Annotated in this window: 16 protein-coding genes; 5 read left to right on the top strand and 11 right to left on the bottom strand. The window is 59.4% G+C overall.

What is annotated here, in order from left to right:
- Window positions 1-132: 132 nt before the first annotated feature.
- Complete coding sequence (locus tag ACA043_RS27850) at window positions 133-1,194, top strand: HAD family hydrolase (RefSeq protein ID WP_489879304.1); 1,062 nt, start codon at window positions 133-135, stop codon at window positions 1,192-1,194.
- A 183-nt stretch (window positions 1,195-1,377) separates the two neighbouring features.
- On the opposite strand, the gene ilvD is transcribed toward ACA043_RS27850, so the two are convergent.
- The 6 genes from ilvD to ACA043_RS27820 form a co-directional block, all read right to left on the bottom strand.
- On the bottom strand, window positions 1,378-3,219 hold the full coding sequence (ilvD, locus tag ACA043_RS27845) for a dihydroxy-acid dehydratase (protein WP_187679064.1): 1,842 nt from the start codon (window positions 3,217-3,219) through the stop codon (window positions 1,378-1,380).
- A gap of 256 nt (window positions 3,220-3,475) precedes the next feature.
- Window positions 3,476-4,708 (bottom strand): MFS transporter, encoded by a 1,233-nt coding sequence (locus tag ACA043_RS27840; RefSeq protein ID WP_497658265.1) that lies wholly within the window; start codon window positions 4,706-4,708, stop codon window positions 3,476-3,478.
- Window positions 4,701-5,678 (bottom strand): diiron oxygenase, encoded by a 978-nt coding sequence (locus ACA043_RS27835; RefSeq protein ID WP_401270323.1) that lies wholly within the window; start codon window positions 5,676-5,678, stop codon window positions 4,701-4,703. Before ACA043_RS27835 ends, ACA043_RS27840 begins: the two co-directional genes overlap by 8 nt.
- Window positions 5,675-6,748, bottom strand: coding sequence for a SagB family peptide dehydrogenase (locus ACA043_RS27830; RefSeq protein WP_497658264.1), 1,074 nt, complete (start codon window positions 6,746-6,748; stop codon window positions 5,675-5,677). Before ACA043_RS27830 ends, ACA043_RS27835 begins: the two co-directional genes overlap by 4 nt.
- Before the next feature lie 451 nt (window positions 6,749-7,199).
- Window positions 7,200-8,396, bottom strand: a complete 1,197-nt coding sequence (locus ACA043_RS27825) for a class I SAM-dependent rRNA methyltransferase (RefSeq protein ID WP_007913577.1) — start codon at window positions 8,394-8,396, stop codon at window positions 7,200-7,202.
- Window positions 8,397-8,638: 242 nt separating this feature from the next.
- Entirely contained in the window at window positions 8,639-9,178 is a 540-nt protein-coding gene (locus ACA043_RS27820) for a type 1 glutamine amidotransferase domain-containing protein (protein ID WP_187679059.1), read from the bottom strand.
- A gap of 228 nt (window positions 9,179-9,406) precedes the next feature.
- Here ACA043_RS27820 and ACA043_RS27815 point away from each other — a divergent pair, with 228 nt between their 5' ends.
- From ACA043_RS27815 to ACA043_RS27805, 3 genes are all read left to right on the top strand, one after another.
- Entirely contained in the window at window positions 9,407-10,219 is an 813-nt protein-coding gene (locus tag ACA043_RS27815) for an HDOD domain-containing protein (protein ID WP_187679091.1), read from the top strand.
- A gap of 12 nt (window positions 10,220-10,231) precedes the next feature.
- A complete protein-coding gene (mutM, locus tag ACA043_RS27810) occupies window positions 10,232-11,044 on the top strand; it encodes a bifunctional DNA-formamidopyrimidine glycosylase/DNA-(apurinic or apyrimidinic site) lyase (protein ID WP_250605794.1) in 813 nt (270 codons plus the stop codon).
- Between the two features lie 69 nt (window positions 11,045-11,113).
- Window positions 11,114-11,437: a multidrug transporter gene (locus ACA043_RS27805; protein WP_187679057.1), complete on the top strand. Its 324-nt coding sequence runs from the start codon at window positions 11,114-11,116 to the stop codon at window positions 11,435-11,437.
- Between the two features lie 139 nt (window positions 11,438-11,576).
- On the opposite strand, the gene ACA043_RS27800 is transcribed toward ACA043_RS27805, so the two are convergent.
- From ACA043_RS27800 to ACA043_RS27780, 5 genes are all read right to left on the bottom strand, one after another.
- Complete coding sequence (locus ACA043_RS27800) at window positions 11,577-11,828, bottom strand: YfhL family 4Fe-4S dicluster ferredoxin (protein ID WP_003195146.1); 252 nt, start codon at window positions 11,826-11,828, stop codon at window positions 11,577-11,579.
- Between the two features lie 102 nt (window positions 11,829-11,930).
- Window positions 11,931-12,410, bottom strand: coding sequence for a pantetheine-phosphate adenylyltransferase (gene coaD, locus ACA043_RS27795; protein WP_003229157.1), 480 nt, complete (start codon window positions 12,408-12,410; stop codon window positions 11,931-11,933).
- Window positions 12,411-12,525: 115 nt separating this feature from the next.
- Entirely contained in the window at window positions 12,526-14,121 is a 1,596-nt protein-coding gene (locus tag ACA043_RS27790) for a GMC family oxidoreductase (protein ID WP_497658263.1), read from the bottom strand.
- Between the two features lie 90 nt (window positions 14,122-14,211).
- Entirely contained in the window at window positions 14,212-14,757 is a 546-nt protein-coding gene (locus ACA043_RS27785; protein ID WP_489879311.1) for a twin-arginine translocation pathway signal protein, read from the bottom strand.
- A 32-nt stretch (window positions 14,758-14,789) separates the two neighbouring features.
- Window positions 14,790-16,220 carry a coniferyl aldehyde dehydrogenase gene (locus tag ACA043_RS27780; RefSeq protein ID WP_187679054.1) on the bottom strand — a complete coding sequence of 477 codons (1,431 nt, stop codon included), beginning with the start codon at window positions 16,218-16,220 and terminating at the stop codon, window positions 14,790-14,792.
- Between the two features lie 146 nt (window positions 16,221-16,366).
- On the opposite strand from ACA043_RS27780, the gene ACA043_RS27775 reads away from it, so the two are divergent.
- Entirely contained in the window at window positions 16,367-17,038 is a 672-nt protein-coding gene (locus tag ACA043_RS27775; RefSeq protein WP_187679053.1) for a TetR/AcrR family transcriptional regulator, read from the top strand.
- Window positions 17,039-17,058 lie beyond the last annotated feature (20 nt).

Here is a 17,058-nt window from a genome sequence, read left to right as displayed (position 1 = left end):
GCTTTTGGAATAAGCGAATGTCGCTCTCGGCAATGCATCTGGCGCGATGGAGACGTGGACGGTCGCTGACAGACGAGGGCTGTCGCACTTATTTGTTAGCGTCGATGTCTTTAGCTCAGGGAGAAAGCATTGATGAAATTCGCACCGAAATTTCTGGCTGTCGCACTGACGGTAGGTTTGGGCCTGGCCGGTCAGGCTTTCGCCACTGACCTCAAACACTGGCCGGCCGATCAGGCCAAGGCACTGGATGCGATGATCGCCGCCAACGCCAACAAGGGTAACTACGCGGTGTTCGACATGGACAACACCAGTTACCGCTACGACCTTGAAGAATCCTTGCTGCCGTTCATGGAAAACAAGGGCCTGATCACCCGCGAAAAACTCGATCCTTCCCTGAAGCTGATGCCGTTCAAGGACACCGCCGACCACAAGGAAAGCCTGTTCAGTTACTACTATCGTCTGTGCGAAGTCGACGATATGGTCTGCTACCCGTGGGTGGCGCAGGTGTTCTCCGGCTTCACCCTCAAGGAACTCAAAGGCTATGTCGATGAGCTGATGGCCTCGGGCAAGCCGGTGCCGGCGACGTATTACGAAGGCGATGTGGTCAAGAAGCTCGACGTCAATCCGCCGAAGATCTTCACCGGTCAGCAAGAGCTCTACAACAAGTTGATGGAGAACGGCATCGAGGTCTACGTGATGACCGCCGCCTCGGAAGAACTGGTGCGCATGGTCGCGGCGGATCCGAAGTACGGCTACAACGTCAAACCGCAGAACGTCATTGGTGTGTCGCTGCTGCTCAAGGATCCGAAGACTGGCGAACTGACCACCGCGCGCAAGCAGATCACCGCCGGCAAGTATGACGAGAAGGCCAACCTCGGCCTCGAATTGACCCCGTATCTGTGGACCCCGGCGACCTGGATGGCCGGCAAGCACGCGGCGATTCTGACCTACATCGATGAGTGGAAAAAACCGGTTCTGGTGGGCGGCGATACGCCAACCAGTGACGGCTACATGCTGTTCCACGATGTCGATGTGGCCAAGGGCGGTATTCACTTGTGGATCAACCGCAAGGACAAATACATGACCCAGCTAAACGGCATGATGGCCAAGCACGCGGCAGCGCAGGCCAAGGAAGGTTTGCCGGTGACGGCGGACAAGAACTGGGTGATCGTCAAGCCGGAAGAAATCCAGTAATCGCGAACACGCATGATCGTTCCCACGCTCTGCGTGGGAATGCATTCCGTGACGCTCCGCGTCACTGGACGCAGAGCGTCCCTTGAGGCATTCCCACGCGGGAGCGTGGGAACGATCAAAGTTGCTGCCAGGCAAAAAAAATACCCCGCACTTGGCGGGGCATTTTTTTTCGGCAGCTAAGACTTACAACCCGTCGAGCATCGCCTTGTTACGCACAGCACCCTTGTCGGCACTGGTCGCCAGCAGGGCGTATGCCTTCAGCGCGGTGGTCACTTTACGTGGACGCACTTCAACAGGTTTCCAGCCCTTCTTGTCCTGTTCGGCGCGGCGTGCAGCCAGTTCTTCGTCGCTGACCAACAGGTTGATCGAGCGGTTCGGAATGTCGATCAGCACTTTGTCGCCGTCCTGCACCAGACCGATTGCGCCGCCGGCCGCAGCCTCTGGCGAAGCGTGGCCGATGGACAGGCCCGAGGTGCCGCCGGAGAAGCGACCATCGGTGAGCAGGGCGCAATCTTTGCCCAGGCCTTTGGATTTCAGGTACGAGGTCGGGTAAAGCATTTCCTGCATGCCCGGGCCGCCTTTCGGGCCTTCGTAGCGAATGATGACGATGTCACCCGCCTTCACTTCGTCGGCGAGGATGCCGCGTACGGCGCTGTCCTGGCTTTCGAAGATCTTCGCGTTGCCTTCGAAGACGTGGATCGACTCGTCGACGCCGGCGGTTTTCACCACACAGCCGTCCAGGGCTATGTTGCCGTACAGCACGGCCAAGCCACCTTCTTGCGAGTAAGCGTGTTCGAAACTGCGGATGCAGCCGTTTTCACGGTCATCGTCCAGAGTTTCCCAGCGAGTCGACTGGCTGAACGCGGTCTGGGTCGGAATGCCCCCCGGGCCGGCCTTGAAGAAGTGATGCACCGCTTCATCGGTGGTCTGGGTGATGTCCCACTTGGCGATGGCTTCTTCCATGCTGCGGCTGTGCACGGTCGGCAGATCGGTGTGCAGCAAGCCGCCACGGGCCAGCGAACCGAGGATGCTGAAGATACCCCCAGCGCGGTGCACGTCTTCCATGTGGTACTTCTGGATGTTCGGCGCAACCTTGCACAACTGTGGAACGCTGCGCGAGAGACGGTCGATATCGCGCAGGTCGAAATCGATCTCGGCTTCCTGGGCAGCCGCCAGCAAGTGCAGGATGGTGTTGGTCGAGCCGCCCATGGCGATGTCGAGCATCATTGCGTTCTCGAACGCCTTGAAGTTGGCGATGTTGCGCGGCAGAACCGATTCATCGTTCTCGCCGTAGTAACGCTTGCACAGCTCGACGATGGTGCGGCCGGCCTGCAGGAACAGTTGTTCGCGGTCGCTGTGGGTGGCGAGGGTCGAACCGTTGCCCGGCAGTGCGAGGCCCAGGGCTTCGGTCAGGCAGTTCATCGAGTTGGCGGTGAACATGCCGGAGCACGAACCGCAGGTCGGGCAGGCGCTACGCTCGTATTCAGCGACTTTCTCGTCAGAAGCGCTGGAGTCGGCGGCGATCACCATGGCGTCGACGAGGTCGAGGCCGTGAGAAGCGAGTTTGGTCTTGCCGGCTTCCATCGGACCGCCGGAAACGAAGATCACCGGAATGTTCAGGCGCAAGGCAGCCATCAACATGCCGGGGGTGATCTTGTCGCAGTTGGAGATGCAGACGATGGCGTCGGCGCAGTGGGCGTTGACCATGTATTCGACGGAGTCGGCAATGATCTCGCGGCTCGGCAGCGAATAAAGCATGCCGTCGTGACCCATGGCGATGCCGTCATCCACGGCGATGGTGTTGAATTCTTTTGCAACGCCACCGGCGCGCTCGATTTCGCGAGCAACCAGCTGGCCCAGGTCTTTCAGGTGGACGTGGCCCGGCACGAACTGGGTGAAGGAGTTGGCAATGGCGATGATCGGCTTTTTGAAGTCGTCATCTTTCATCCCGGTGGCACGCCATAGTGCGCGGGCGCCGGCCATGTTGCGGCCGTGGGTGGATGTTTTCGAGCGGTAATCTGGCATGGAGCACTCCGGGCGGCTAATCAGGTATCAAAGGGGAGTGAGCTTCTATTGACGTCTGGAACACTCAGAAATGGCCGTGTGTCCTGAAGTTGCCGATGACTTTGCGGGATCGCCGCTTGCCTCAGCCTGAGCTCATAAACCCGCCGGGGGATGAATGGCGATGAATCAGGCGATTCTACACCGCTGGCGTCTGGAGGGAATGGCGCAAAGCGTTGTTCCAGTGCCGACGGTGCGTGTGGCATGACGACCGGCAGGTTTAATCGCTACCGGTCTGCGCGATCGCAATGGCCTGCAGGTTCTTGGCGCGCTGGCTGATCCGACTGTTGAGCATCAGCGCGATGCTGCTGAGCAACACGAAGCTGTAGCCCAGCGTCGATTGCAGATTGGTCGGGCTGAGGCTGATCAACGCACTGATCAGTCCGCCGCAGATGAAGATGATCGTGCTGCCGGCCGAGGCTGAAGTGCCGGCGTTTTCGGGAAACAGGCCCATGGCCCGTGAGGTGGCCGCCGGGCGCGCAATGGTGGTGCCGGCGGTGCAGATCAGCATCGGAATCAGCACCGTCGCGGGGGCCAGCCCATGGTTGGCCGCCAGATACAGCATCGCCAGTCCCGACAGCAGGATCAGGCTTAGCCCGGTGATGATTTGTCGGCCCGGCGTGATACGTCGATTCAGTAAGGTGGCGATGATGCCCCCCACGACATACGCGGCGCCATACGCCAGCAGGATCAGCGAAAAGTCATAGGCCGACAATTGCAGCTGGTCCATGAATATCAGCGGTGAAATGACGATAAACGAGAAATGGCAGGCGAACGCAAAGGCTGAAATCAGCCAGTAGCCGACGAAGTCGAAATCTCCCAACACCCGTCGATAGGCCCTGAGGAAACTCAGGGGAGGGCCACTGGCCGCGGGACGGGTGTTCTCCAGGAAAACCCAGGCCTTGAGCAACACCGCGGCAGCCAGCGCAGTGAACACCCAGAAGCTGCCGCGCCAGCCGAGGGTGGCTTGCAGAAAAGTGCCGGCCAGCGGCGATACCGAGATGAAAATCCCGGTAGCCGTGACCATCAGGATACGCAGGCGATCACGCTCCTCACCTTCGAACAGATCCTGCACCAGTGCCTGGGACAGCACGAAGCAGCCGCACCCCACGGCCTGTACCACCCGGAACATCAGGAACAGCGTGTAATCACTGGTTATCACGCAACCGACGGCACCGAGCATCGATACGCTCATGCCGGCGAGTAACAAGCCCTTGCGCCCGATCACGTCGGACAGCGGGCCGATTAACACCTGGGCAAACGCGATACCTACGGCGAACAGACTGATCGACAGCGCGATGTCCGCCGGTGTGCTGCGAAAGTGCGCCGCCAGTGCCGGAAACGAAGGCAGCAGGACATCCAGTGGAAACACGCCGAGCAGCACCATTGCGAGCAACAGGCTGACAGCCCCGCGACGTTGACGGGCGGTTGCCACGGATTTTCCTTTATCCATCGATCAGTCCTGCCTTGGCAAAAAGTGTCTGGTTATGGGGCGTGGCGAAAAATCCCGCCTTGCGCAATGCATCCAGCGTAGCGACGCAACCTGATCGTGCACGCGCGCGGTTGGCCTGCACCGTCGCCATGCTGCCGACAATCTCCATCACGTCACTGTCCGCGATGCCCGCGCCACGCAGGCTCTGTTGCAGCCAGCGTTCGTCGACCTCGAAGAAAATCCCGATGATCTCCAGCAGTGTTCTGCTCACGAACGTGCGCTGGCGGCTGTTCATGGACAGCCAGCAGTAGTGGAACACTTCGGCAAAGTAGCGACTGTGGCGGGCTTCGTCGGCCAGATGGTCGCGCAGCATGTCGTTCACGCTGGACACCAGAGTGTCGCGGCAGATGTCCAGCAGCTCTCGGGCAATGATGGTCTCCGAGACGAAGCCGAGCAGAAACCATGCCAGTGCACGGTTCTTCTCCGGGGTACGGGCGATCAGTGCGTTCATGCGGGTGATCCGCTTGGGGATCGTCGGCCGTCCGGTGATTCCGTAAAGCCCGGCGATCTGCTCCGCGAGACGATTGGAGAACAGCGCGTGGTAACCCTCGTCGGTGTAGAGCTGCAGCGCTGCGTGTTTCATTGGCAGCGGCACGTAAATGGGCAGCTCCCGATGCGCGATGACTTCAACCGCACGATTGACGATGCGGTGTTCGAGCAGCGTGGTGTAGTCGAGAAAATTCACCAGGTGATTGGCCGTCAGCCGATGCAATACCTCGCGCCCCGCGGCCTGAATCGCTGGGTGAGCCAGATAGGGCAGGAAGGCGGGTGGGAACCAGTAGCGGCTTTGCAGTTGTTGCTGCACGTCGTCCGGCAATTGATAGTCGTGGGTGCTGCTGCGTACCGAGGCTCGACTGTCCCAGTCCCCCAAGGTGAACTTGAGCGCCCATGACACCGGTACTTCGTGCGGATCCGGGATCAGCAGGGTCATGTCTGGACCTCACGCAACAGATCGCGCATTTCCTGGCACATTGCCTGTCCATCGCTTTTCCCGCAGCCGACAAAGAACAGTGGCTGTTCCGCGCTCTCCTCAAGTTTGAGCAGTGTTTCGACCTGCCTGTCGGCAAACGCGCCGGTCAACCAGGTATTGAAGCCAAGCGCCGTAGCAACCAGTTGAAAGGTTTGTGACAGATGGCCGGCCTCGACGAATGCCATGCGGTAGGCCCGTGAGTGCTCGTACTTCCACCAGAGCCGGTCAAATCGGGCCGTGATGAACAACCCCAGCGGCAGGTTGTTGATGAAATGCTGGCCGCCGAGCAAATCGCCCGGTGCCGCTTGTGGCAATGGATTAACCCGGCTCAGGGTGTGTTCCGCCGGGTGATAGGCGTAGATGCCGGGCTCCAGATCCTCGACATTCTGCACCAGCAGAAAGCCTTCGCATGCGTTCAGACCGCCACCGGAGGGACTGCTGCGACGTGCGCCGAGGTCTTGGGCGATGGTGTCGTCGCGATCAATGTCGCGCTCATGGAGATAACCGAGTGAAAGATAAAGCAGGGTGCCGACGTCGCTGAGCGTCATTGCTGCATCGGTAAAGGAACGACAGGTCTTTCGCTGGAGCAGCGCGTTATTCAGGCTATCGTTGCTCAGTGCGCAGGGAACGGGCAGGGCGATGCGCGGTGCAGATTCATGCTGCGAGCGTTCTGTCGCGGGAGCCGGGCTAGCCAATACTTCGTTGCAGTGCGCCAGATATTGTCTGGACCACTCATGAATATTCTGAGGGGCGTGTTCGCAGGGAATGTTTTGGGTGCCGATATGATAGATCTTTGATAATTCATCCCAGCCCCATTGCGGGGTGTCGATTTTTGAAATGGTTAGAATGCCCGCGCTGAGTAATTGTGTGTCTATTATGTTGTGTGTGTCGAACAAGTCTGGATTGTTTATTAGTTGGGCAAGGCGCGATGAATAGTTAATATCCAGTTCATATTGAGTATGTTCTTTGTAATTCCATACTATTTGATTTGGCGAGCGCGGCAATATAAACAGGTAAGGATTGATGTGCATGGGGTTATTCACTCTGGCTGAAGTCGGAAGGACGCTGAGTTGCCGGCACTCCCCAGCGTCCTGACTTACTTAACGGGTTTTAGCAGCAACCAGAAAAGCCAGGTTTGCGATTTTGTTGGTTTCCAGAGAAATTTTTTTCATGATGTGAACTCCTTGTTCGTTGAAAGTTTAAGTCGCCTCGTGGCGACAACTTCATAATAGTTTGTAATGGATTATTGGCAAGTGGATATTAAGTAGGAATGCTCCAGTAATTTTGTCGGAATAATCTTTAGCTGGAGATGGACTTTGTAGGGCAAGTTTCAATAATTAAAAGACGTAAGGAAATATCCTGCACGTCCATGGGAAGGCAAGTGTAGGAAGTCGTAAGCGTCGGAAGGAGTAAAAGGCGCCGAATGAATGCCAGGGCCAGGCGCAAACGGGGAGCCTGCAGGCTCCCCGTTGTCCGCATTGATCAGCTGTTAGGCAGCAGGCGGCAGGTGATGCTCTTGATGTAGCGAGTTTCGGCAATGGCCGGGTGGACAGGGTGATCCGGGCCCTGACCGCCGCGCTCCAGCAACTGGATGTTGCGATCCAGGTGACGGGCACTGGTCAGCAGGATGTTCTGCAGATCGTCTTCCGGCAGGTGCATCGAGCACGAAGCGCTGACCAGGATGCCGTCCTTGTTGAGCAGGCGCATGGCTTGCTCGTTCAGACGACGGTAGGCGCCTTCACCGTTTTTCATGTCTTTCTTGCGTTTGATGAACGCTGGCGGGTCGGCCACGATCACGTCGAAGCGCTCTTCGCTGGCTTTCAGCTCTTTCAAGGCTTCAAAGACGTCGCCTTCGATGCAGGTCATCTTGTCGGCAAAACCGTTCAGCGCGGCGTTGCGCTCGACACCGTCAAGGGCGAAGGCCGAGGCATCGACGCAGAACACTTCGCTGGCGCCGAACGCGGCCGCCTGTACGCCCCAGCCACCGATGTAGCTATAGAGGTCGAGTACGCGTTTGCCTTTGGCGTAAGGGGCCAGGCGCGCGCGGTTCATGCGGTGATCGTAGAACCAGCCGGTTTTCTGACCCTGAATGACCGGGGCTTCGAATTTCACGCCGTTCTCTTCCAGTGCGACCCACTCCGGCACCAGACCGAACACGGTTTCGACGTAGCGGTTGAGGCCTTCGGCGTCACGCGCGGCGGAGTCGTTCTTGAACAGAATGCCGCTTGGCTTGAGCACTTGGGTCAACGCGGCGATCACGTCGTCTTTGTGCGCTTCCATGGTTGCCGAGGCAATCTGCACCACGAGGATGTCGCCGAAACGGTCGACCACCAGACCTGGCAGCAGATCGGAATCGCCGTAGACCAGGCGATAGAAAGGCTTGTCGAACAGACGCTCGCGCAGCGACAGGGCGACGTTCAGGCGATGCACCAGCAGCGATTTGTCCAGCGCAACTTTAGTGTCGCGCGACAGCAGGCGGGCGCAGATCAGATTGTTCGGGCTCATGGCCACGATGCCCAGCGGTTTGCCGCCGGCAGCTTCGAGGATCGCCTGATCGCCAGCATTAAAGCCGTGCAGTGGCGTGGCGGCCACGTCGATTTCGTTGCTGTAGACCCACAGGTGACCGGCGCGCAGGCGACGGTCGGCGTTGGCTTTGAGGCGCAAGCTAGGCAGGGACATGACGTCGCTCCGGAAAAAAGAGCGGGAGTATACCGTGTTGGGCCCGGTGATTGGCCCGCGAATGGACATATGGCTGAAGGAGAGAAGTCCTGTGGCGAGGGGATTTATCCCCGTTGGACGGCGTAGCCGTCCCAAATCAGTCAGCAGGGGTGTTCAGGGAGACCGTGCTGTCTGGTTTGCGACTGCTGCGCAGCCGAACGTGGATGAATCCCCTCGCCACAATGGTTCATGGTGGATTTGGATCAGGCCGACAAGGCGTCGATCAATTCACGACTGAACGCCGGAATATCATCCGGCTCACGGCTGCTGATCAAGTGACCGTCTCTGACCACTTCCTGATCGACCCAGTGGGCGCCCGCATTCACCAGATCATCCTTGACCGTTTTGTAACTGGTCATGGTCTTGCCATTGACCAGCCCCGCCGAAATCAGCAGCCAACTGCCATGGCAGATCACCGCAATCGGCTTGCCGGCGGAGGTGCCGGTCTTGACCAGGTGCTGGGCGTCCTGGTCGATGCGGATGGTGTCGGAATTCTGCACGCCGCCGGGCAGGACGATCGCGTCGTATTGCTCGCTGCTGGCAGCCTGGAAAGTCTGGTCGACCGTGAAGTCATCCGCCGGTTTGTCGTGGTTCCAGCCTTTGACCTTGCCTGCCTCCGCCGAAAGGATATCGACCTGGGCACCGGCCTCTTCCAGGGCCTGTTTGGGGCCGGTCAATTCAACCTGTTCGAAACCATCGGTTACCAAAAAAGCGACGCGCTTGCCGTTGAGGGAAGTGGCCATCAATAAGCTCCTGAGTCTGTGGGAATTTGCTGCCCCGTGGGACCGAAATCATCCGTTGGGTATTACAGAGTCCGAAGCCTTGGCTTGAATGAAAGTTCCTGACAATTGCCCACTGGTGTGTCGTCCTGCGGTTTTTAGGGGTTAGAATCGCCGCCTGTCCCAGAGTGTGTACTTATGTCCCAAGAGCTGACCACCGAACAGATTCAACAATCCCTGCAAGGCATCAGCGTGCCCGCGCAGCCGCAGATCATGGTGGATCTGCAAATGGAGCAGTACATGCCCGACCCGGACCTGGAGGTGATCGCCAAGCTGATCGCTCAGGATCCCGGCCTGTCCGGCGCGTTGCTGAAAATCGTCAACTCGCCGTATTACGGCTTGAGCAACAAGATCACTTCGATCCAGCGTGCGGTGAATCTGCTGGGCAGCCGTTCGATCATCAACCTGATCAACGCGCAATCGATCAAGGGCGAGATGAACGACGACACCATCGTCACCCTCAATCGTTTCTGGGACACCGCCCAGGACGTGGCGATGACTTGCCTGACCCTGGCCAAACGCATCGGCACTCAGGCAGGCGATGAAGCCTATGCGTTGGGGCTGTTTCACGATTGCGGCGTGCCGTTGATGTTGCAGCGTTTCCCCAATTACATGTCGGTGCTGGAAACGGCCTACGCCAATGCCAGCGCTGAATGTCGAGTGGTCGACACCGAAAACGCTGAGTTCAACACCAACCACGCGGTGGTCGGTTATTACACCGCCAAGTCCTGGCGTCTGCCGGAGCATGTCAGCACGGCCATTGCCAATCACCACAATGCCCTGGCGATTTTCAGCGACGAGTCGTCGCGCAACAGTCAAATGAAAAACCTGTTGGCGATCCTCAAGATGGCCGAGCACATTTGCGCCTCGTATCGCGTGCTGGGCAATCAGACCGAAGACTACGAATGGAGCAGCATCGGCCCGTTGATTCTCGATTACGTGGGGTTGTCGGACTACGACTTCGAAACCCTCAAACAAACGATCCGCGACCTCGGCGCGCATTGATTCGAGGACGCCATGCCTGAACTGCCGGAAGTCGAAACCACTCGCCGGGGCATCGCCCCGCACCTGGAAGGCCAGCGCGTCAGCCGGGTAATCGTGCGTGACCGTCGGCTGCGCTGGCCGATCCCCGAAGACCTTGATGTGCGCCTGTCCGGGCAGCGCATCGTGTTGGTCGAGCGACGGGCCAAGTATCTGTTGATCAACGCCGAGGTCGGTACGTTGATCAGTCATTTGGGTATGTCGGGCAATCTGCGTCTGGTTGAGGCCGGTCTGCCGGCGCTCAAGCATGAGCATGTCGATATCGAACTGGAGTCGGGCCTGGCCCTGCGTTACACCGATCCACGGCGGTTCGGCGCGATGTTGTGGAGCACCGATCCGCTCAATCACGAATTGCTGATTCGTCTCGGGCCGGAACCGTTGACCGATCTGTTCGACGGCGAGCGCTTGTTTCAACTGTCGCGCGGACGTTCGATGGCGGTCAAGCCGTTCATCATGGACAACGCGGTGGTGGTCGGGGTCGGCAATATCTATGCGACCGAGGCGCTGTTCGCTGCCGGCATCGATCCGCGTCGTGAGGCCGGGGGCATTTCCCGGGGGCGTTATCTGAAGCTGGCGATCGAGATCAAACGCATCCTCGCCGCTGCCATCGAGCGTGGCGGCACTACGTTGCGTGATTTCATTGGCGGCGACGGGCAGCCGGGGTATTTCCAGCAGGAACTGTTTGTTTATGGCCGAGGCGGTGAACACTGCAAGGTCTGCGGCACCGGTCTGCGCGAAGTGAAGCTCGGCCAGCGTGCCAGTGTGTTCTGCCCGCGCTGTCAGACCTGAGGCAAAGCGCCGAAAAAGTCCTACGGTCTATAGTGAGTTGTCTCACTGTTCAGCCCGAAGGATCGTGCCATGAAATCCTTGCAAATCCTCTTCTTCACCCTGCTGCTGTGTTCCAGCCTGGCTGTTCAAGCCACGGAAAGCGGCAGCGGTGATCCGCGCTACACCATCCAGAACCCACCGGCCTACGCGATGATAGGCGACTTGCTGATTGCCCGACCTTTGCTGGTTGTGGCGACAGTGATCGGTGCAGGGGCGTTTGTTGTGTCGCTGCCGTTTACCGCGCTAGGTGGAGGGATTGGTGATGCGGGGCAGGCGTTGGTGGTCGATCCGGCGAAAGCGGCGTTTGTGCGGTGTCTGGGATGTATCGGGGAAGGGTTTGAGCAGCGGGAGTGAGCTGATCCGGATATTGCAGTATTGCTGATGGCCTTATCGCCAGCAGGCTGGCTGGCTCCCACAGGGGATTTGTGATTGGCACAGATCCAATGCAGGAGCCAGCCTGCTGGCGATAGGGCCCGAACAGGCGCTGAAGGACTCAGGCCTTGCCGGTGATTTTGCGGTACTTCTCCATCAACTGTTCTTCAGTCTCCGGATGGGCTTCGTCCAGCGGGATGCAATCCACCGGGCACACCTGCTGGCACTGCGGTTCGTCGTAGTGGCCAACGCATTGGGTGCACAGGTTCGGGTCGATCACATAGATCTCTTCGCCCTGGGAGATGGCGGCGTTCGGGCACTCGGGTTCGCAGACGTCGCAGTTGATGCAATCGTCGGTGATGATCAGGGACATGCTAACTCCAGCCGGGGCGGCAGGCCCGGGCGCTATAAATCAATGCGCGCAATTGTGCCGCATTGGCGCCCGCAGTGCACGCGGGCGCCGTTTGAACGGTCGTTACTTCTTGAAGCGCAAGGTCAACGCATCGGCCACGGCCGGGTGGACGAACTTGCTGATATCGCCGCCCAGTGCGGCGATTTCGCGGACCAACGTCGACGAAATGAACGAATAACGCTCCGAAGGGGTGAGAAACAGACTCTCCACATCCGGGGCCAACTGGCGGTTCATGTTGGCCAACTGGAATTCGTATTCGAAGTCCGACACCGCACGCAAACCACGCAGGAACACATTGGCGTTCTGCTCTTTGGCGAAATGCGCCAGCAGCGTCGAGAAGCCGACCACTTCCACGTTCGGCAGGTGTTTGGTGACCTCGCGAGCCAGTTCAACCCGTTGTTCCAGCGGGAACAGCGGATTTTTCTTCGGGCTGGCGGCGACCGCAATGATCACGTGATCGAACAGGCGCGAGGCGCGTTCGACCAGATCGCCATGGCCCTTGGTAATAGGGTCGAAGGTACCTGGGTACAACACTCGGTTCATCGCGTCGTCCTGGCGGGAGTCCGTTGGGGAGTCGGATGGTATCGCAGCCGTCCCGGTCGGCCAAGTCGCCTTTTGGGTAAGAAAGCACTATAGACGATAGGAATAATCCGCTTTTTCATCGGTTTTTCAGCCGATCGGCGAGGGACGTCGCCAATTGTGCAGTGAGACCATACACCGACAACTGCGGGTTGGCGCCGATGCTGGTGGGGAACAGCGAGCCATCGTGAATCGACAGATTGCTCAGTTGATGATGGCGGCCGAGGCTGTCGGTGACGGCGGTTTTCGGTTCTTCACCCATCGCACAGCCGCCCATGACATGGGCGCTGCCCAGTCGTGTGCGATACAGCTCCAGGCTCAAGCCATCGATCAGCGTGCGCGCCTCGGCCAGGGTTTTCACGTAGCGGGCGTCGGCATGCATTGGCATCACCGCTTTGGCGCCGCCGGCGAACTGGATCTCGGCCATGCTGTGGAAGGCGCGGCGCAGGCCTTCCCAAGCGTAAGGCGAAACCTGGTAATCGAGCACCGGCGAGCCGTCACCGCGCAATTCGACGCTGCCGCCCTGGCTGTCGGGGTGAAAGCCGTCGCGCAGCAACGCCAGCATCGCGTGGGTGTGCGGCAGATCGGCCATGTGCTCGGCGTTCTGCTGGCCAAAACCACCGAGTAAAGTCGCCGCCAGCGCCGGGTGCAGCGGTGGCACTTCGAGCTTGTAGCCCATCGGCCCGGTCGCCCCGTCTTTCCACTGGAAATAGTCCGAGTAGATCGACTGTGGTGCGCCGTAAAACGGGTTGATCACCTCGTCGAAGCGTCCGGCGGACATGTTCACCAGATGCAGAAACGTGCGTTTGCCGAGGGTTTTATGCGGATCCGGCGCATCCGAACGCAGCAATAATGCCGGGCTGTTGATGCCGCCGCCGGCCAGCACGTAATGCCGCGCCTTGATGGTGATTTTGCGGCCGGTCGGTTCGACGCAGCGCTCGTCCATGGCCACGCATTGCAGGCCGGTGATTCTATCGCCGCTGATCAGCAGCTTTTCCGCTCGGGCCAGATAGAGCAACTCGCCACCCTTTTCCAGCGTCGCCGGAATGGTCGTGACCAGCATCGATTGCTTGGCGTTGGTCGGGCAGCCCATGCCGCAGTAGCCGAGGTTCCAGCAACCGCGCACGTTGCGGGGGATCACGTGCCAGCTATAACCGAGTTGCTCGCAGCCTTTGCGGATCACGTCGTTGTTGGCGTTGGGCGGAACCATCCACGGCGCGACGCCGAGGCTCTGCTCCATCTTTTCGAACCACGGGGCCATATCTTCGGCGCTGTGGCCTTTGACGTTGTGCTCTTTGGCCCAGTGTTCCAGGGTCGGTTGCGGCGTGCGGAAGCTCGAGGTCCAGTTGATCAGCGTGGTGCCGCCGACGGCGCGGCCCTGCAGGATGGTGATCGCGCCATCCTTGCTCATGCGGCCGATGCCTTCCTGATAGAGGCTGCTGTAGGCCTGTTCTTCGAGCATTTTGAAGTCGGAGCTGGTTTTCAGCGGGCCTTCTTCGACCAGCAGCACTTTATAGCCGGCGGCGCTGAGGATTTCTGCCGTAGTGCCGCCGCCGGCGCCGCTGCCGATGATGGCGACGTCGGCTTCGAGGGTCAGGTCGTCGTTCAACTGGGCGCCGTTGTAGGTTTTCCAGCCTCGGGCGAGGCCTTCGCGGAACGGGTCGGGTACGGGCATCGATCGGGTTCTCTTTATTATTCTGGATGCGGTGGTGGAGCGACTTATGCCATCGCGGGCACGCCCGCTCCCACAGGGTTCGTGTGATGTTTAGACTGTGGGCGGGCCGGGATAGCCGCAGTGCGCCCAGGACTCGGCGCGGGTGTACCAGGCCATCATCACCATTTGCTGCAAGGAGCTATGGCCCATGCGCAGCAGGTTCAACGAACTGTTTTGCCAACGGTCTAGGAAGTGACGCATCGCTTCGGGACTGGCGTTTTCCCAACTGCCCCAGATCCCGGTGAGCGGGCCACGGGTCACGGCCATGCCCAGCACGTCGAACAGTTGTCGGGTGAGTTTGAGCATTTCCGGCGACAGGTGATCGAGGCTGTAGTCCAGCGACTTGAGGGTGCCACCCACCGCGTCCGGCATCTTCTCGGCGACCACGGCGCCATCAAGCATCACCGGAATCAGCGCGCGCAGAAACAGCAAATCGCCGTCGCGCAAAGTCACGAAACCATTGGCCGTGACGCTCGACGAACAGCCGCTGAGGCTGGCGCCGAGACCAGCGGTGGCGAGGAAAGCCGTGGCGCCGAGGCTGAATTTCAGCAGGCCACGACGTGACAGTGCAGGTGTATCGGTCAGGCTTGGGTGCATTGTTTTTATTACCCGGCGGCGATGACGAATATTTAGCGGATGAACAGCTTCTGGATCAGTTTCTGAATCGATTTTCCGTACGGCGGGTAAATCAATCTGGCCGCGTTGAAGCGCTGTTTAACCAGCACGCCTTTGGCTTTGCTGAACGTCAGAAAGCCTTCGTGACCGTGGTAATGACCCATGCCCGAAGCGCCGATGCCGCCGAAGGGCATGTCGTCTTGCGCCACATGCAGCAGCGTGTCGTTCAGGCACACGCCGCCGGAATGGGTTTCGTGCAGCACGCGGTTCTGTTCGCGTTTGTCGTAGCCAAAGTAGTAAAGAGCCAGAGGACGTGGCCGCTGATTGATGTAAGCAAATGCTTGCTCCAGATCCTGGTACGGCACGATCGGCAGCAGCGGGCCGAAGATTTCGTCCTGCATGACGGTCATGTCGTCGCTGACATTCAGCAGCACGCTGTGAGGCATGCGTCGGCCCTGACCCTGATCGAACAGCGGAATCAACAGCGCGCCTTTGCTGGTGGCATCGCTGACGTAGCCGTTGAGCCGCGCCAACTGGCGTTCGTTGATGATTGCGGTGTAGTCGGGGTTGTCGGTGAGGGTCGGATAGAAGCCCTGCACGGCCTGGCGATAGGCTTCGACGAAACCACCGATGCGGTCTTCCGGGACCAGCACGTAATCGGGGGCAACGCAGGTCTGCCCGGCATTGAGTGTTTTGCCGAAGGCGATGCGTTCGGCGGCATCTTTCAATGGCACGTCGCGGGAGACGATGGCCGGGGACTTGCCGCCCAGCTCAAGAGTGACCGGGGTCAGGTTCTCCGCCGCTGCGCGCATTACGTGTTTGCCGATGCTGGTGGCGCCGGTGAACAACAGATGATCGAAGCGCAAACGGGAAAACGCGACTCCGATATCGGCTTCGCCGAGCACCACGCAAACCAGATCTTCGGGGAAGATTCGCGCCAGCAACTCCTTGAGCAACAGGCCGGTGGCCGGGGTCGATTCGCTGAGTTTGAGCATCACCCGATTGCCCGCCGCCAAGGCGCCGACCAGCGGGCCGATGGCCAGATAAAGCGGGTAATTCCACGGCACGATGACGCCGACCACACCCAATGGCTGATAAACCACTTTCGCTGAAGCCGGCTGGAATGCCATGCCGACCTTGCGCCGCGAAGCTTTCATCCAGCCCTTGAGATGACGGCTGGCGTAGTGAATGCCGTGCAGGCTTGGCATCAGTTCGGCGAGCAGGGTTTCGTCGGCGCTGCGATGGCTGAAGTCGGCGCTGATCGCCTCGATCAAAGCCTGACGCTCGTTGCTCAGCAAGTCGCGCAGTGCCTTGAGCCATTGCTGGCGCTGGGCGGCGGGTGGCATCGGGTTGGCGGCATACGCAGCCCGTTGCGCCGCGAACTGCCGATCAAGCGCTTCCAGGGGCAATTGCAGCGTCTGCAGGTAGGCAATGTCGGCAGTCATGGTCGGCTCCGTATTTATTGTAGTGAGGAACTTTTTAGAGTCTATGCTCTAGAAAGTCAATCAACATCCATGCACAGCAGTGTTTTATCCATTTCCGGTTAGGTCGTAAGATGCCCGTCAACGCACTCTGAATTAAAGCCCAAGCCATGGCCCCACGAATAAAAACCAGCGAGCGTATCGTGCTGAACAGCCTCGAGCTGTTCAATCAGCAGGGCGAGCGCAGCATCAGTACCAATCACATTGCTGCCCACATGGAGATTTCTCCGGGCAACCTGTACTACCACTTCCCCAACAAGCAGGCGATCATCGCCGTGTTGTTCAGTGAGTACGAAAGCCTTGTCGACAGCTTCCTGCGCCCGCCGCAGGGGCGCGCCGCGACCGTTGAAGACAAGCGCTTCTACCTCAAGGAGCTGCTTTCGGCGATGTGGCGCTACCGCTTCCTGCACCGCGATCTCGAGCATTTGCTCGACAGCGATCCGGAACTGGCCGCGCGTTATCGGCGCTTTTCCCAGCGTTGTGTGATCCAGGGCGCGGCGATCTACGAAGGTTTCGTGGCGGCCGGGATCCTGGACATGGATCGCGTGCAGATCGAATCGCTGACCCTCAACGCCTGGATCATCCTGACCTCCTGGGTGCGCTTTCTGTGCACCACCCGGGAAAACTCCAACCACCTCAGCGAGCAAGCCATTAAACGTGGCGTGTATCAGGTGCTGGTGCTGGAAGCCGGATTTGTCACCGAGCAGGCGCGCGAGCAGGTCAATGCGCTGTTCGAGGAGTTCTACGTGCCACTGGCCCAGGCCCTCGAAGATGTGAAGTAAACCGTTCCGTTGAAATCCCA

It is taken from the genome of Pseudomonas sp. LBUM1648 (assembly GCF_059716145.1).
Note: the sequence above shows the minus strand (reverse complement) of the source record. Positions and strands in the feature narration are given on the sequence as shown.

Bases quoted from the DNA above. Each gene is read 5' to 3' on its own strand.
- ACA043_RS27790 (WP_497658263.1), bottom strand. From the start codon at position 14,121: ATGCCCGTACCCGACCCGTTCCGCGAAGGCCTCGCCCGAGGCTGGAAA.
- ACA043_RS27775 (WP_187679053.1), top strand. From the start codon at position 16,367: ATGGCCCCACGAATAAAAACCAGCGAGCGTATCGTGCTGAACAGCCTC.
- mutM (WP_250605794.1), top strand. From the start codon at position 10,232: ATGCCTGAACTGCCGGAAGTCGAAACCACTCGCCGGGGCATCGCCCCG.
- ACA043_RS27840 (WP_497658265.1), bottom strand. From the start codon at position 4,708: ATGGATAAAGGAAAATCCGTGGCAACCGCCCGTCAACGTCGCGGGGCT.
- coaD (WP_003229157.1), bottom strand. From the start codon at position 12,410: ATGAACCGAGTGTTGTACCCAGGTACCTTCGACCCTATTACCAAGGGC.
- ilvD (WP_187679064.1), bottom strand. From the start codon at position 3,219: ATGCCAGATTACCGCTCGAAAACATCCACCCACGGCCGCAACATGGCC.
- ACA043_RS27850 (WP_489879304.1), top strand. From the start codon at position 133: ATGAAATTCGCACCGAAATTTCTGGCTGTCGCACTGACGGTAGGTTTG.
- ACA043_RS27825 (WP_007913577.1), bottom strand. From the start codon at position 8,396: ATGTCCCTGCCTAGCTTGCGCCTCAAAGCCAACGCCGACCGTCGCCTG.
- ACA043_RS27805 (WP_187679057.1), top strand. From the start codon at position 11,114: ATGAAATCCTTGCAAATCCTCTTCTTCACCCTGCTGCTGTGTTCCAGC.
- ACA043_RS27830 (WP_497658264.1), bottom strand. From the start codon at position 6,748: ATGCACATCAATCCTTACCTGTTTATATTGCCGCGCTCGCCAAATCAA.
- ACA043_RS27780 (WP_187679054.1), bottom strand. From the start codon at position 16,220: ATGACTGCCGACATTGCCTACCTGCAGACGCTGCAATTGCCCCTGGAA.
- ACA043_RS27785 (WP_489879311.1), bottom strand. From the start codon at position 14,757: ATGCACCCAAGCCTGACCGATACACCTGCACTGTCACGTCGTGGCCTG.
- ACA043_RS27820 (WP_187679059.1), bottom strand. From the start codon at position 9,178: ATGGCCACTTCCCTCAACGGCAAGCGCGTCGCTTTTTTGGTAACCGAT.
- ACA043_RS27800 (WP_003195146.1), bottom strand. From the start codon at position 11,828: ATGTCCCTGATCATCACCGACGATTGCATCAACTGCGACGTCTGCGAA.
- ACA043_RS27835 (WP_401270323.1), bottom strand. From the start codon at position 5,678: ATGACCCTGCTGATCCCGGATCCGCACGAAGTACCGGTGTCATGGGCG.